General features: G+C 61.5%; 10 protein-coding genes and 1 tRNA gene. 4 read left to right on the top strand and 7 right to left on the bottom strand.

Features of this window, described 5'->3' with window-relative positions:
* Positions 1–457, top strand: a 457-nt coding sequence (locus CXP40_RS22280) for a recombinase family protein (RefSeq protein WP_177429708.1), incomplete at its 5' end; no start/stop codon positions are given.
* 1,364 nt (positions 458–1,821) lie between these two features.
* Here the strand turns inward: CXP40_RS22280 and CXP40_RS22285 are convergent.
* The 4 genes from CXP40_RS22285 to dapA form a co-directional block, all read right to left on the bottom strand.
* A tRNA-Ser gene (locus CXP40_RS22285) sits at positions 1,822–1,911 on the bottom strand.
* Between the two features lie 118 nt (positions 1,912–2,029).
* Positions 2,030–2,899 carry a phosphoribosylaminoimidazolesuccinocarboxamide synthase gene (locus CXP40_RS22290; RefSeq protein WP_072425347.1) on the bottom strand — a complete coding sequence of 290 codons (870 nt, stop codon included), beginning with the start codon at positions 2,897–2,899 and terminating at the stop codon, positions 2,030–2,032.
* A gap of 113 nt (positions 2,900–3,012) precedes the next feature.
* Entirely contained in the window at positions 3,013–4,137 is a 1,125-nt protein-coding gene (bamC, locus tag CXP40_RS22295) for an outer membrane protein assembly factor BamC (protein ID WP_106735508.1), read from the bottom strand.
* A gap of 16 nt (positions 4,138–4,153) precedes the next feature.
* Positions 4,154–5,032 carry a 4-hydroxy-tetrahydrodipicolinate synthase gene (gene dapA / locus CXP40_RS22300; protein WP_003460631.1) on the bottom strand — a complete coding sequence of 293 codons (879 nt, stop codon included), beginning with the start codon at positions 5,030–5,032 and terminating at the stop codon, positions 4,154–4,156.
* Between the two features lie 247 nt (positions 5,033–5,279).
* Here dapA and CXP40_RS22305 point away from each other — a divergent pair, with 247 nt between their 5' ends.
* The gene (locus CXP40_RS22305; protein WP_072425349.1) at positions 5,280–5,837 is read left to right on the top strand and encodes a glycine cleavage system protein R; all 558 of its coding nucleotides are present in this window, start codon (positions 5,280–5,282) and stop codon (positions 5,835–5,837) included.
* A 22-nt stretch (positions 5,838–5,859) separates the two neighbouring features.
* Entirely contained in the window at positions 5,860–6,333 is a 474-nt protein-coding gene (locus tag CXP40_RS22310) for a peroxiredoxin (RefSeq protein WP_106735509.1), read from the top strand.
* 241 nt (positions 6,334–6,574) lie between these two features.
* Here CXP40_RS22310 and CXP40_RS22315 read toward each other — a convergent pair whose 3' ends face one another.
* Both CXP40_RS22315 and CXP40_RS22320 read right to left on the bottom strand, forming a co-directional pair.
* Complete coding sequence (locus CXP40_RS22315; protein WP_106735510.1) at positions 6,575–7,639, bottom strand: AI-2E family transporter; 1,065 nt, start codon at positions 7,637–7,639, stop codon at positions 6,575–6,577.
* 114 nt (positions 7,640–7,753) lie between these two features.
* On the bottom strand, positions 7,754–7,993 hold the full coding sequence (locus CXP40_RS22320; RefSeq protein ID WP_106735511.1) for a sulfurtransferase TusA family protein: 240 nt from the start codon (positions 7,991–7,993) through the stop codon (positions 7,754–7,756).
* 108 nt (positions 7,994–8,101) lie between these two features.
* On the opposite strand from CXP40_RS22320, the gene CXP40_RS22325 reads away from it, so the two are divergent.
* Positions 8,102–9,535, top strand: a complete 1,434-nt coding sequence (locus CXP40_RS22325; RefSeq protein ID WP_106735512.1) for a M48 family metalloprotease — start codon at positions 8,102–8,104, stop codon at positions 9,533–9,535.
* 210 nt (positions 9,536–9,745) lie between these two features.
* Here the strand turns inward: CXP40_RS22325 and CXP40_RS22330 are convergent, their stop codons facing one another.
* Positions 9,746–14,587 (bottom strand): NAD-glutamate dehydrogenase, encoded by a 4,842-nt coding sequence (locus CXP40_RS22330; protein WP_106735513.1) that lies wholly within the window; start codon positions 14,585–14,587, stop codon positions 9,746–9,748.
* Positions 14,588–14,894: the final 307 nt, after the last annotated feature.

A 14,894-nucleotide genomic window follows, 5' to 3' on the forward strand; every position in this document is an offset into this window, starting at 1 on the left:
GGGTGGGTCAATTTTCCATCAGCGCCAACACCCGGAAGCATCGAAAGCGTTCGCACACGGGTTGCCGGTAGTGGTGGCCAAGCTTGACCGTCTCAGCCGCGACGTTGAACACATTGCAGGCTTGATGAAGCGAGCTGACTTTAAGGTAGCCACGATGCCAGGAGCCAAAACCCTAGAGCTCCACCTTTACGCAATGCTTGCCCAGCAGGAACGGGAATTTATCAGCCAACGTACCAAAGAGGCTCTACAGAAGCTTTCTGATCGTGCTGTAGCTGGTGACGCTGTGTCTCAACAGAAGGTTATCAATCGTGCTGCTTCGCTTGCCAAAGGCCGTACAAAGGCCAGCCAAGCAAAGGGTGGGGGGCTACTAAGCGTCGCGCTGAATCCTTCGCAGAGAGCATCCGCGATACCGTGGAGCTTTGTGTATTGCGTGGCACCAAAACCTACCAGGGCGTAGCAGATTGCCTCAACGCTAGATCGATCCCGACTGCAAGGGGTGGGAGCTGGTCGCCTATCCAAGCAAGCCGGGTAATGCAGCGCCTCTCCCTGATTTTTTAACCTAGGAACAGAACCTGTCACCCCTCGACAGGCTCTGTCAGAAAGCGTCAAGCGCTACTTAGTCTGCTTTGTTCCGTTCGCCTCCATAAAAGCAGCGAACGCTTCCAAAGAAACCCCGTAGTAACCCTTGCCATTCTTGGGTGACCACAAGATACCACTCGGCTTTACGCGCACATGCCCTACAACGTAACCGTCAGGGCCTACGATCTCATGATCTTCAAATTTCTTTGGTCGAAAAGAATTGTTAGCCATAGTGCCTCTGTCTGTCCTTAGCTGCGTGATATGAATCGCAGATATCAATAGGCCATCAAGAGGCGTTCTGTCAATCACAGAGCCTACAGCCCCCCAGCCCTGACAAGCTGGGATTTTCTCTGTCGGATTTGTCGATTTTGCGGGAAAAGAACGGGGCCACCCGCCCCAACTGTCAAGCTAAGGTGATAGTCCGCAGATTTGGTCAGGATGTGAAAAGGGGCAGTTTCCTGCCCCTCCCTAACTCAGAACTCGAAAGCCAGCTGTGTCCCTGGCGGGCTACGCCAGTGTTCACAAACGCTCTCCCAACGCCCAAAGCGGAAACGGGTATAGGGATTCACGTGAACAGTCTTGATACGTGAGTGAGGGTGCCAGCGAGGCCGGCGACGGCGATGACGCGAGGTCATGGGGCTTCTCCTAGAGATAGCCCGACCGGTAGCGGGACGCTTGATTTTCTCGCTTTCCTATTGACCTTTCGGCCGATAACGGCCTAAAAAGGTTGTACGAGGTTGTAGCAATCCTTAGAATCTCGTGCCCCTTTTGCTCCTAGTCGGGTGAAGGTTGTGCAGTCTCTGAGATTGAGTTTCCTAGGCCCGTCTCTTTGACCGCTTCAAGTAAAGCTCTGGCCCGCAAGGGTCAGGGCTTTTTTATTGGCACAAAAAATGCTGCCACCAAAAATTGTCCCTGCATCCTGTGCGACTTTCAAGCTCTTTTTACTGTACGGTTACACAGCATTTTTGACGCTGGTAAACCACCGCTTCCAGTAAACAAATCTAATACCTCTAGAACTGGTCACGTTCGGCAGTGAGCGCATAGTAACAGCAATGACCAGCCAAATTGCACAGAGCACGGCGCAGCCGATGAACACACCGTATGTGGGAGGATAGGGAGAATTACAGGTCGGGAATCACTGCGTTGCGCAGTCTTGATCTCAGAAAATATCGGGGGAAAGGGTGGTATAACCGGAAAAGAAAAAGCCCCGTAAACCATTGATTTACAGGGCTTTACTATGTATGGCGGGAAGATAGGGATTTGAACCCTAGGTGCCATTGCTGACACAACGGATTTCGAATCCGTCCCGTTCGACCACTCCGGCATCTTCCCAAGCGGCGCGAATCATAACAGCTGAATGCGCTTTGGCGAAGCTTATTTTGAAAATTTTTCGTGTTCTATCAGGCGCTTGTGAAAAAGCCGGGGGCTGCCCGGCCTTCTCTCGCAAGGCTCAAGCGGTCAGGCGGGTCAGCGCTTCGCGGTACTTGTCGGCGGTTTTCTGCGCGACGTCTGCCGGTACGGCCGGGGCCGGGGCTTGCTTGTTCCAGCCGGTGGATTCCAGCCAGTCGCGCACGAACTGCTTGTCGAAGCTCGGCGGGTTGCTGCCTTCGGCGTAGCTATCGGCCGGCCAGAAGCGGCTGGAGTCCGGGGTCAGCACTTCGTCCATGAGGGTCAGGGTGCCGTCTTCGTCCAGGCCGAATTCGAACTTGGTGTCGGCGATGATGATGCCGCGGGTAGCGGCGTACTCGACAGCCGTGGTGTAAAGCTTGATCGCCGTATCGCGCACCTGGGCAGCCAGTTCGGCGCCGATGATGGCTTCGCACTGCTCGAAGCTGATGTTCTCGTCATGATCGCCCACGGCGGCCTTGGTCGAGGGAGTGAAGATCGGTTGCGGCAGTTTGGCCGCTTCCTTCAGGCCTGCCGGCAAGGCGATGCCGCAGACGGTGCCGCTCTTCTGGTATTCCTTCCAGCCGGAGCCGACGATGTAGCCGCGCACGATGGCTTCCACGGCGACCGGCTTGAGGCGCTTGGCAACCACCGCACGGCCTTCGACCAGTGGTAGCTCGGCGGCGGAGACGACGTCCTCGACCTTGTCACCGGTAAAGTGGTTGGGCACCACGCCAGCCAGCTTGTCGAACCAGAAGTTGGAGATGGCGGTGAGGATCTTGCCCTTCTCCGGAATCGGTTGTTCGAGGATGACGTCGAATGCCGACAGACGATCGGTGGCCACCATCAGCATGCGCTTGTCGTCGATTTCGTAGAGGTCGCGGACCTTGCCCGAGTAGATCTTCTTCAGGCTCAGGGTGGTGGGTGTGCTCATGTCGGCATTTCCGTTTCTGGCAAACAAAACAGGCGAAACCTTTGCGGGTTTCGCCCATCGATTAACGGCTGGGGCGCGCTGCAGGCAGTTTTTCAACGGCCTGCTGGCGCCGGTCAGCCGAGATTATCCTGGATCAGGCTCAGCACGCGGCGCGATACGTCGGCCGGGGCAATGGTGTTGAGGTCTTTTTCCACGGTGACCTGGACGCCATCGCCAACCGGGGTCAGGCGCACCTGATAGCGCTCGGCGCGGGCTTCGATCTCTTCCTTGCTCGGCGCACTGCCGAACAGGCGACCGAAGAAGCCTGGCTTCTCTTCGTTAATCTGAGCGCCTTCGGCCATGTTGATGTAGTACAGGCCAAGGCTGCGGTTGAGGTCGTCGACGCGCACGTTGCCGAGCTCCAGCGAACGGCCGACGCCGGACCAGGCGCGGTCGAAATCGGCGCCGAGGTTGAGCACCGGGTTGCCGTTGCCGTCTTCGCTCAGACTGACGCGGCTGGGCGCGTCATAGTCGCGTGCGGCAAGCAGCGATACCGAACCGCCCTGCTCCACGCCACGAGCCATGCTCACCAGCATTTCGTCGAGCAGTGCAGCTTCAAGACTGCTGGCATTGCTGCTACGGGCGGCGAAATCGACATCGGCGGTGCTGCCGGCAGGACGCTCGGCGCTGCTGACGAAGACTTCACTGGTGTTGCGCTGCACGCCTGGCTCGATGCGCACGCGCACGCGGGTTTCGGCATCCGCCGCAACGCCGGTTACGCGGCTGCTCAGGCTACGCGCCATACCTGCGGAGAGATCATCGAAACGCTGCCAGGCGGTGGTGAACTCACCGACCTGCGGACGCTCGCTGGCGATGCGGAAGCCGTTGTCTTCGAAGAACTGACGCGCCAGCGGCCAGACTTCGGCCGGCACGCGCTGGGCCACGACCCAACGCGAATCACCACTGCGCTGCAGGGTGAATTCACGTTCATCGGCACGTACCTGCAGGCCTTGCGGGCGCGGCACTTCGAATTCAGCGGGGGTAGCGGTGGTGCTGTCAATCTGAGCGGGCACCGGCAGCAGCGGGTCGAGGCGCTTGGCCTGGACATCGGCCGGCAGTTGCATCGGTGCAGTCTGGCGCGCTTCCAGGTAGTCGCTGCCGCGATCACGGAAGTAGCCATTTTCACCCCAGAGCCAGCCACAACCGCTGGTGCTGGAGATGATCAGAGCAAGGGCGGAAAATCCGGCCAGTCGCTTCATGCGTAGAATCCTTGAGTTAAGCCAATACACCGCACTGGCGCATGGCCTGGCGCAGCGGTTCGTGACAGCGCGGGCTGAGCCAGGTCAGCGGCAGACGAATACCGTCGCCCATCAGGCCCATTTCGTGCAGCGCCCATTTCACCGGAATCGGGTTGGATTCGAGGAACAGTGCCTTGTGCAGCGGCATCAGACGGTCGTTGATGGCACGGGCGATAGCAGCCTCGCCACGCATGGCGGCGGCGCACAAGTCGCTCATGGCACGCGGCGCAACGTTGGCGGTGACGGAGATGTTGCCCTTGCCGCCCAGCAGCATCAGCTCGACAGCGGTGGCGTCGTCACCGGAGTAGACGAGGAAGTCCTTGCTGACGCGATCCAGTACGTCCTGGGCGCGCTGCAGGTCGCCGGTGGCTTCCTTGATGCCGATGATGTTGTCGATCTTCGACAGGCGCTCGACGGTCTCCGGCAGCATGTCGCACACGGTACGGCCCGGCACGTTGTAGAGAATCTGCGGGATCGAGACGGCTTCGGCGATGTGGCGGAAATGCAGGTACAGGCCTTCCTGGGTCGGCTTGTTGTAGTACGGGGTAACCAGCAGGGCGGCGTCGGCGCCGACTTCCTGCGCGGCACGGGTCAGCTCGACCGATTCACGGGTGGAGTTGCCACCGGTGCCGGCGATCACCGGGATACGACCGGCAACCTGCTTGACCACACGTTTGATCACTTCGATGTGCTCGGGCACTTCCAGCGTGGCGGACTCACCAGTGGTACCGACCGCGACGATGGCATTGGTGCCCTCTTGCAGGTGGAAATCCACCAATTTGCTCAGGGCCTCCCAATCCAGACCACCCTGCGCATCCATGGGCGTGACCAGTGCCACCATACTGCCCGCAATCATGCAACCGCTCCTGCCGGAAAATTTGAGCCGTAATGGTACTGGTGCCACCAATCCGGCACAAGCAACGGACACGGGCTTATCAGGTCGTTTGCACACGACCTGCGTTTTTCCGCGACCGGCTATCGGCGCAGGCCGTCGTCCGATGCACAAGGCTTCGCCATTCCCCTCGGCGGTGCTTTTCGCTAACCTGCTGTCTTTGGTCTGCGGCTTCTCACGCGCGGACCGTTCATCGCTTTAGGAAGGCTGCATGTCCACCCCCCCCGTTCGCGAACAATTCCTCGTCATCAGCGCTCTCGGCCGCGATGCCATGGCCCTGACCAATCTGCTCAGCCGCACCAGCCATGAGAACCGTTGCGCGGTGATCAGCACTCGCCTGAGCCGTCACGGTGAATTCAGCGCCCTGGTGTTGCAGGTGTCCGGTAGCTGGGATGCACTGGCGCGCCTGGAGTCGAGCCTGCCGCTGCTGGCCAAGAAGCATGATTTCAGCGTGGACCTGGCGCGCAGCGCCGCCGCCGAGGTGCGCCCGCAGGCACTGCCTTATGTGGCCTATGTCAGCGCCGTGTACCGCCCGGACATTCTCAACGAGCTGTGCCAGTTCTTCATCGACCACCGCGTCGAGCTGGAAGCCCTGACCTGCGACACCTATCAGGCGCCGCAGACCGGCGGCACCATGCTCAACGCCACCCTGACCGTGACGCTGCCGGCTGGCACGCAGATCAGCTGGCTGCGCGATCAGTTCCTGGATTTTGCCGATGCGCTGAATCTTGATGCCTTGATCGAACCTTGGCGCCCACAGAATCCCTGATAGCAGCATGCAAGGAGTATCCATGCCCGTTGAACTCGACAAAGCCGTTGCCGACTTCCAGGCCGAGGCCACCAGTGGCCAGCAGGTAAAGCTGTCCGCCCTCAAGGGCCAGCAGGTCGTGCTGTATTTCTACCCGAAGGACGCGACCCCGGGCTGCACCACCGAGGGGATGGACTTCAGTGCTCGCTTCGAGCAGTTCAAGGCGGCCAACACGCTGATCTTCGGCGTGTCGATGGACAGCCTGAAGAAGCACGAAAGCTTCAAGAGCAAGCAGGCGTTCCCTTTCGAGCTGATCAGCGACGAAGAACATCAGCTGTGCGACCAGTTCGGCGTGTACCAGCTGAAGAAGAACTACGGCAAGGAATACATGGGCATCGTGCGCAGCACCTTCCTGATCGACGAGGACGGCGTGCTGCGTGAAGAGTGGCGCAACCTCAAGGTAGCCGGCCATGTCGACAAAGTGCTGGCAGCCGCCGAAGCCCTGAACAAAGGCTGAGCCCCTGCCCTGCAAATGAAACGCCGCGACGGCCAATGGCCGTCGCGGCGTTTTTGTTGGGAGGTAGCCTGGTTTGAGCGGTGCATAACCCGGTGCTCAGTCAAGCAGCTCCGCGTCGCATTTGTAGGAGCGTCGCCCCGCCGCGAACATGAGCGGCGCGCAATCGAAAAGCTTCGCCCCGGGGAGGGGCTCCTACGAAAAGCCGCGCCGGAACCCAAGCCTGGCCTTTGCCATCGACGCCTTATTCGGCAGACACCGGCTCGGTACGCGGCCAGGCGTTGATCACAGCCTTGAACAGGGTGGCCAGCGGAATGGCGAAGAACACGCCCCAGAAGCCCCACAGCCCGCCGAACAGCAGCACCGCGCAGATGATCGCCACCGGATGCAGGTTGACGGCCTCGGAGAACAGCAGCGGCACCAAGACGTTGCCGTCGAGCGCCTGGATGATGCCGTATACCACCATCAGGTAGAGGAACTGATCGCTCCAGCCCCACTGGAACAGACCGATCAACGCCACCGGCACGGTCACCACCACCGCGCCGATATAAGGCACCACCACCGACAGGCCAACCAGCAAAGCCAGCAGCGCCGCATAGTTGAGGCCCATGTAAGCGAAAGCGATGTAGGTGGCCACGCCGCAGATGATGATCTCGATGAACTTGCCACGGATGTAGTTGGCGATCTGCTGATTCATCTCCTGCGCCACCTGCGTGATCAGGGCGCGCTCACGCGGCAGGTAGCTGCGGAACCACTGGCCGATCTGCTCGCGGTCCTTGAGGAAGAAGAACACCAGGATCGGCACCAGCACCAGATAGATCATCACGCTGACCAGCATCGGCAGGCTGGACAGGGAGAATGACAGCGCCCACTGGCCGAATTTGCCAGCTTCACCGCGCATGCTGTCGATAAGTTGCACGACCTGCGCGTCAGTAATCAGGTTCGGATAACGCTCCGGCAGCAGCAGGAACACCGATTGCCATTCGGCCGCCATACGCGGCAGCTCATTGAACAGCGTGCTCAACTGTTGCCAGAGCAGCGGCATCAGCACCAGCAGGAACACCGTCAGGCCGCCCATGAACAGGGTGAACACCAGCCAGACGGCCAGCACCTGCGGCATCTTCAGACGCTCCAGGCCGTTGACCACCCCCTGCATGAGAAAGGCCAGCACCAGGCCAGTCAGCACAGGCGCGAGCATCCCTCCCAGGGTCAGTACCAGTGCAAAACCCAGCACCAGCAGTACCGCAAGCACCACCGCCTGCTCATCGGAGAAATAGCGATGCAACCAGTCGCGAATAACCTTGACCATCAGAATTCCTTAACGCAGAGAAATGCCGGTTCTTTCACTACGCCCGCCATATGAAAAATGGCGCACGCCGCGCATGAATGGCCACTGGGATATGTTTCAAGCTGCAACAGCTGTTCAGGCCTTGCGCAGCCAATAGCGGTAAACGCCTTCATCGAGCTCTTCATGCAGCAGCGCATGCCCGGCCAGGCTGGCGAAGGCACGAAAGTCGCGCTGCGAGCCGGCGTCAGTGGCGCTGACCTTGAGCACGGCGCCACTGGCCAGGCGATTGAGCTCGAGCTTGGCCTTGAGCAAAGGCAGCGGGCAATTCAGCCCGCAGGCATCGAGTTCAGCATCGAAAGCCGGTACGTCTGTCATCATCTACTCCTGATAGGTCGGCTAGGATACCCAAGCCGCCACAACCCTGGCCAGCGCGGTAGCTGGCCGGCTACAGTAACGCCTTTGCCTCCCAAGAGCCCTGAGTGCATGACTTTTCTGCGCCCCACCCTGCTGACGCTGGCCTGCCTGTTCGCCGCCCATACGGGTGCCAGTGATCTGCCGTCGCTAGGCGACGCCAGCTCCTCGATCGTCTCGCCCCAGCAAGAACACCAGCTCGGCCGTGCCTGGCTCGGCCTGCTGCGTGGCCAGGTTTCGCAACTGGACGACCCGCAACTCAAGGATTTCGTCGAGTCCAGCGTCTATCGCCTGTCGGAAACCAGCCAGCTGCAGGATCGCCGCCTGGAGTTCGTGTTGCTCAACAGCCCGCAACTCAACGCCTTCGCCGCCCCTGGTGGGATCGTCGGGGTCAACGGCGGTCTGTTCCTCTACGCCCAGACCGAAGCCGAGTACGCCTCGGTCATGGCCCACGAACTGGCGCACTTGTCGCAGCGCCACTTCGCTCGTGGCGTCGAAGCGCAGCAACGCATGCAGTTGCCACTGATGGCCGCCATGCTTGCCGGTATCGTCGCCGCTGCGGCAGGTGCCGGTGATGCGGGTATCGCCACCATCATGTCGACCCAGGCCGCCGCCATTCAGGAACAACGGCGTTTCTCCCGGCAGAACGAACAGGAGGCCGACCGCATTGGCCTGGTCAACCTGGAAAAGGCCGGCTACGACCCACGCGCCATGCCGCTGATGTTCGAACGGCTGATGCGTCAGTACCGTTACGACGCCAAGCCGCCGGAATTCCTGCTGACTCACCCGGTGTCGGAATCGCGTATCGCCGATACCCGCAACCGCGCCGAGCAGTACCCCGCCACGGGCCGCGAAGACAGCCTGCGCTACCAACTGATGCGCGCCCGCGTACAGCTGACCTACGAAGAGACGCCGGGCGTTGCTGCCAAGCGCTTTCGCGCCATGCTCGACGAGAACCCGCGCATCGATGCCGCGCGCTACGGCCTGGTCCTGGCGCAGATGAAAACCGGTCAGCTCGCTGAAGCCGTTGAAACCCTGGCGCCGCTGCTGAGCAAAAGCCCGGACGACATCACCTACAACCTGGCGCAGATCGAGCTGGATATGGCGGCCAACCGGCTGGACGCTGCCGAGCGTCGTCAGGAGCGCATGTTCGCCCTCTACCCGAGCAATTACCCGTTGCAGCAGGCCCGTGTCGACCTGCTGCTCAAGCAGCGACGCATCCCTGATGCCGAGCGCGCGCTGGACAATCTGCTCAAGACTCGCGCCAAGGACCCGGACGTCTGGTACCAGGTCGCCGAGGTGCGTGGCCTGAGCGGTAACACCATCGGCCTGCACCAGGCACGCGCAGAGTTCTTTGCCCTGGTCGGCGATTACAACCAGGCCATCGAACAGCTGGATTTCGCCAAGCGCCGCGCCAGCAACAACTTCCAGCTGGCTTCGCGCATCGATGCCCGTCAACGCGAGCTTTCCGAAGAAAAACGCCTGGTCGAACAGATGCTGCGCTGATCGGGAGTATCTCGGTGCGCACGGCGCACCCTACTCCATCTCGTAGGGTGCGCTGCATTCACCGATAACGGTGTGGTAGCCCGGATGCAATCCGGGACAATAGCGGCAAAATTCCCCGGATTTCATCCGGTCTACGTCAGCCTGTGAATACAGCGCCACACAAAGAAAGAGCCCCGCACTTGGCGGGGCTCTTTTATTTCAGCGGACGGCTCAGGCGCTTTGCGCCAGGTCCATCAGCTCGCGGTTGGCCACCGCGTACATGGCGTAGTCGGTGCCGGTCGCCGAACGCAGCTCGGCCAGCATCGCCTTCCAGCGGTCAACCAGGCGTTGGTGCTGGTCGAGCCACAAGGCCACGCGCGCTTCGATCTCCTGCGGCCCATCAACCATCTGCAGCACCGACACGGTGATCGCACGCTGCTGCCAGTCCAGATCATCACGGAAGGCTTCGCGGGCCAACGCTTGCCAGTTGTTCTCTACCGGCAGGTTGGTGATCTGTTGCAGGTACCAGGACAGCTCCAGCGAGCCGCCAACGGCGAAGTAGGCCGTCGCCACTTCGCTGGTGTCCTTGCCGGTGACGTCCGCCGCTTCGATGATCGGCAGCAGGGTGTACAGGTGGCTGGTGCCGGCGACCACACGCGCCAGCTCTTCCGGCGTGCCGGCTTCGACGAAGCTCTGGTAACGCGCCAGCCACTGTTCGCGGGCCGGGCCTTCGAGCAGTTCGTCCAGACGGCCGACCAGCGCCTCGATGCGCGGTGCGAAATGCGCCACGTCGCGCGCGGCATCCAGCTCGTTGCGACGGCTGCGCAGGAACCAGCGGGTGGCACGACGGCCCAGACGCATCAGTTCGTCCATCAGCTGCAGTTGCAGCTCGGCCGGCACCTTGTAGTCCAGCGCCTCGATCTGCGCCCACCAGTGCGGCAGGCGGAACAGATCACGCACTATCACGTAGGCGCCGGCGACGTTGGCCGCGCTCATGCCGGTGGACTCCTTCAGGCGCTGCACGAAGGTGATGCCCATATGGTTGACCAGGTCGTTGGCGATCTGCGTGCTGACGATTTCGCGTTTGAGGCGATGACGGCGCATGGCGTCGCCGAACTTCTCGGTGAGGATCGCCGGGAAGGCGGTTTCCATCTCGCGCGCCAGGTACTCGTCGTCCGGTACCAGGGACTTGAGCAGCGACTCCTTGAGGTCGATCTTGCTGTAGGAGATCAGCACCGACAGCTCCGGCCGGGTCAGGCCCTGGCCGTTGGTGGCGCGTTCGTTCAGCTCCTCGTCCGACGGCAGGAACTCCAGGGCGCGGTCAAGTTTGCCGGCGCTTTCCAGCGCATTCATCAGGCGCTTGTACTCGCCAACACGCTCGCGGGCGCGGCGCTCGGCCAGCGACAGAGCCTGGGTCTGCTTGTAGTTGTTGCCCAGGACCAACTCGGACACATCGTCGGTCATCTCGGCCAGCAGCTTGTTGCGCTGCTTCTCGGTCATGTCACCAGCGGAGACGATCTCGCCGAGCAGGATCTTGATGTTCACCTCGTGGTCGGAGCAGTCCACACCACCGGCGTTGTCGATGAAGTCGGTGTTGCTGGCGCCGCCATGCAGGCCGAACTCGACACGGCCGAGCTGGGTCATGCCCAGGTTGCCGCCCTCGCCCACCACCTTGGCGCGCAGTTCACGACCGTCCACGCGCAGGGCGTCGTTGGCCTTGTCGCCGACGTCGCCGTGGCTTTCCTTACTGGATTTGACGTAGGTACCGATGCCGCCGTTCCACAGCAGATCGACCGGGGCCTTTAGCAGCGCGTTGAGCAGCTCGGTGGGCGCCAGCTTATCGGCCGCGATGTCGAAGCGCGCCTTCATCTGCGGGGTGATGGCGATGCTCTTGGCGCTGCGCAGGAAGATGCCACCGCCATCGGAAATCAGCTTGACGTCGTAATCGGCCCAGCTCGAACGCGGCAGCTCGAACAGGCGCTTGCGCTCGACGAAGCTCTTGGCGGCGTCCGGGTTCGGGTCGATGAAGATATGCATGTGGTTGAAGGCCGCTACCAGTTGCAGGCTTTCCGACAGCAGCATGCCGTTGCCGAACACATCGCCGGCCATGTCGCCGATGCCGATCACGGTGACGTCGTCCTTCTGCACGTCAATGCCGCGCTCACGGAAGTGACGCTGCACCGAAACCCAGCCACCCTTGGCGGTGATGCCCATGCCCTTATGGTCGTAGCCGGCCGAGCCGCCAGAGGCGAAGGCGTCACCGAGCCAGAAGTCGTATTCGGCGGCGATACCGTTGGCGATGTCGGAGAAGGTCGCGGTGCCCTTGTCCGCCGCCACTACCAGATAGGGGTCGTCGGCGTCGTGGCGTACCACGTTCTGCGGCGGCACCACCGCGCCTTCCTTGAGGTTGTCGGTGATATCCAGCAGGCCGCTGATGAAGATGCGGTAGCAGGCGATGCCCTCGGCCATCACCTCGTCACGCGAACCACCGACCGGCATCCTGCGCGGCACGAAACCACCCTTGGCGCCCATCGGTACGATCACCGCGTTCTTCACCTGCTGCGCCTTGACCAGGCCGAGCACTTCGGTACGGAAGTCCTCTTCGCGATCCGACCAGCGCAGGCCGCCACGGGCGACGTCGCCGAAGCGCAGGTGCACACCCTCGACGCGCGGGCTGTAGACGAAGATTTCGAACTTCGGCACCGGGCGCGGAATATCCGGAATCAGCCGTGGGCTGAGTTTGAAGCTGAAGTAGGACTTGGCCGCGCCGCTGGCATCGGCCTGGAAGAAGTTGGTGCGCAGGGTGGCTTTGATCAGGTCCAGGTAGCGACGCAGGATGCGGTCTTCGTTGAGCACGGCGACGTTGTCCAGCGCAGCCAGGATGGCCTGCTCGAGCTTCTGCTGCTTGTCTTCCAGATCCTCGGCGGTGAGCTTGCGCGCCAGATAGAAACGGGTGCGGAACAGGCGCACCAGTTCCTTGGCAATATCGGCGTGGTTGACCAGGGTGGCGGCGATGTAGCTCAGCGAGAAACCCAGGCGGATCTGCTTGAGGTAACGCGCATAGGCACGCAGCAGCGCCACGTCGCGCCAGGGCATGGCGGCGGTCAGCACCAGGCGGTTGAAGGCATCGTTCTCAGCAGAGCCACCGACGATGTTGATGAAGGCATCCTGCAGGGTGTCGTTGAGCTGCTGGATGTCGACGTCCAGACCTTCGGCATAGGTGAATGCGAAGTCGTGAATCCAGAACTCGCGGCCATCGGCACGGCGCAGCTTGTAGGGGAACTCACCGAGCACACGCAGGCCGAGGTTCTCCAGAATCGGCAGCACGTCGGATAACGGCAACGGCGTATCGGCGTGATACAGCTTGCAGTGCAGTTGCTGGTCGCCCTGCGCCAGCGGCTGGTAGAAGCTCATCACCAACGGCTTGTCGTTGCTCAGGCTGAGCAGGTGCTGCATGTCCACCACCGCCGAGTGCGGGGCGAAACGCTCGCGGTAACCGGCCGGGAAGCCACCGGGGAATTCGGCCAGTACGCTGGTGCCCTGGGCTTCGCCGAGGCTTTCCACCATCAGGCTGGCGTAGTCGTCCTTCCACGAACGGCAGGCCTGGATGACTTCCTTCTCCAGACGCACGGGGTCGATCTGGGTCTTGTTCTTCGGATCGACGCGCAGGATGAACTGCACACGCGCCAGCACCGACTCGGAGAAGAAGGTCCAGAACTCGCAGTCGGTGGCCTGCAGGCGCTCCATCAGCACCTGCTGGATCTTCATCCGGGTCTCGGTGGAGTACACGTCGCGCGGCACGTAGGCCAGGCAGTAGCAGAAGCGGCCGTAGGGATCGCGACGCAGGAACACGCGGATCTTGTTGCGCTCCTGAATCTGCACGATGGAAAGCGCCGTGCTGAACAGGTCGTCCACCGGGGTCTGGAACAGGTCGTCACGCGGCAGCACTTCCAGCACCTGGGCCAGTTCCTTGCCGAGGTGGGCGCTGCTGTCGAAGCCGGAACGCTGTTTGATCACGTCCACCTTGCGGCGAATGTAGGGGATGTTCCATACGCTCTCGGCGTACACCGCCGAGGTGTACAAGCCCATGAAGCGGCATTCCTTGACCACGTTGCCTTTGGCATCGAGCTCGCGGATGGAGACGAAATCCGGGTAGGCCGGACGGTGCACCCGGCTCGGCACCGCAGCCTTGGCGAAGGACAGCAGTTGCGGTTCGCGCAGATAGGCCACCGCCTCCGGCTCGATATGCAGTTCCTCGGCGGACAATCCGGTGCGCAGGCGCTTGGACAGACCCAGCAGGGATTTCTCGTCGTAGACCATAGTGCCGCCGTCGGCGGTCGGCGCGACAGTGAACTCTTCATAGCCGAGGAAGGTGAAATGGTTGTCCAGCAACCAGTTCAGGTAGACCTTGATTTCGTCCAGCTCGGTCTTGTCCACCTTGAGCTTGGCGCGATCCAGCCAGGCCAGCAGTTCACGTGCCTTGGCCTTCATCGGCTGGAAGTCGGCGACGCTCATACGCACGTCACCAAATACCTCGTGAATGGCCTTCTCCAGAGTTTTCAGCTCGGCAGCGCTGGAGCAGCGATCGATCTCCAGAAACATCAGCGCTTCCTGCAGCACGCCCTCACCCTGGGTGCCGCGCGGCAGGATTTCCAGCAACTGACCATTCTGGTCACGGCGTACGCTGAACACGCTGTTCTGCAGCGTGTGGATGCTGTAGCCATGGCGGTTCAGTTCCATGCGCACCGAGTCGACCAGGAACGGGATGTCACCATGGAGGATTTCCACCGCGGTGTGGGTGGACTGCCAGCCATGCTTCTCGTAATCGGGGTTGAACGCGCGTACCTGCGGCTTGGCGTGATCGAACTGCTCGAGCATGCGCCAGGCCGACAGGGTGCAGCCGACCAGGTCAGACAGGCGCCGCTGGGTCAACTCTTCAAGGGCGATGATGCCGAAGAACTGTTCGGCGAAAAGGGCTACTTGTGGCAGCGCCCGCTCACTCACGTGTTGTGCCAGGGCCGCTTGCAGTTGGTGCTGGAAGTCGGCTTTGCTGGCCGCCGTAAAGAACGCCATGGTTTTGCTCCATTGGGCTAGTGGCTCGACAGGAGGTCTGGATCGCTGCCGTGAGGTGTTAGTTCAACGTTAGTCCATGAAGCGACAATGACACTTGCGAGTCGCATGCGGACTGGCGTGAAGAGCGCGACCGACGGGTCACACATAACCAGCGAGCTTAACGAGGGATGGCCTGCAACCGCTTGCGGCGCTGCGACATTTTCTTTCAAGGCTGCATCGACACGGTGCATTGCCGATGGAGCCCTGCGCAAGCTGAAGGCCCCCATCCTCAGCAGGCCTTCGACGGGAGGCGAATGCGCACTCAAAC

Source organism: Pseudomonas sp. YY-1, assembly GCF_002843095.1.
Classification (GTDB): Bacteria; Pseudomonadota; Gammaproteobacteria; order Pseudomonadales; family Pseudomonadaceae; genus Aquipseudomonas; species Aquipseudomonas sediminis_A.

Bases quoted from the DNA above. Each gene is read 5' to 3' on its own strand.
- CXP40_RS22290 (WP_072425347.1), bottom strand. From the start codon at position 2,899: ATGAGCACACCCACCACCCTGAGCCTGAAGAAGATCTACTCGGGCAAG.
- bamC (WP_106735508.1), bottom strand. From the start codon at position 4,137: ATGAAGCGACTGGCCGGATTTTCCGCCCTTGCTCTGATCATCTCCAGC.
- dapA (WP_003460631.1), bottom strand. From the start codon at position 5,032: ATGATTGCGGGCAGTATGGTGGCACTGGTCACGCCCATGGATGCGCAG.
- CXP40_RS22305 (WP_072425349.1), top strand. From the start codon at position 5,280: ATGTCCACCCCCCCCGTTCGCGAACAATTCCTCGTCATCAGCGCTCTC.
- CXP40_RS22310 (WP_106735509.1), top strand. From the start codon at position 5,860: ATGCCCGTTGAACTCGACAAAGCCGTTGCCGACTTCCAGGCCGAGGCC.
- CXP40_RS22315 (WP_106735510.1), bottom strand. From the start codon at position 7,639: ATGGTCAAGGTTATTCGCGACTGGTTGCATCGCTATTTCTCCGATGAG.
- CXP40_RS22320 (WP_106735511.1), bottom strand. From the start codon at position 7,993: ATGACAGACGTACCGGCTTTCGATGCTGAACTCGATGCCTGCGGGCTG.
- CXP40_RS22325 (WP_106735512.1), top strand. From the start codon at position 8,102: ATGACTTTTCTGCGCCCCACCCTGCTGACGCTGGCCTGCCTGTTCGCC.
- CXP40_RS22330 (WP_106735513.1), bottom strand. From the start codon at position 14,587: ATGGCGTTCTTTACGGCGGCCAGCAAAGCCGACTTCCAGCACCAACTG.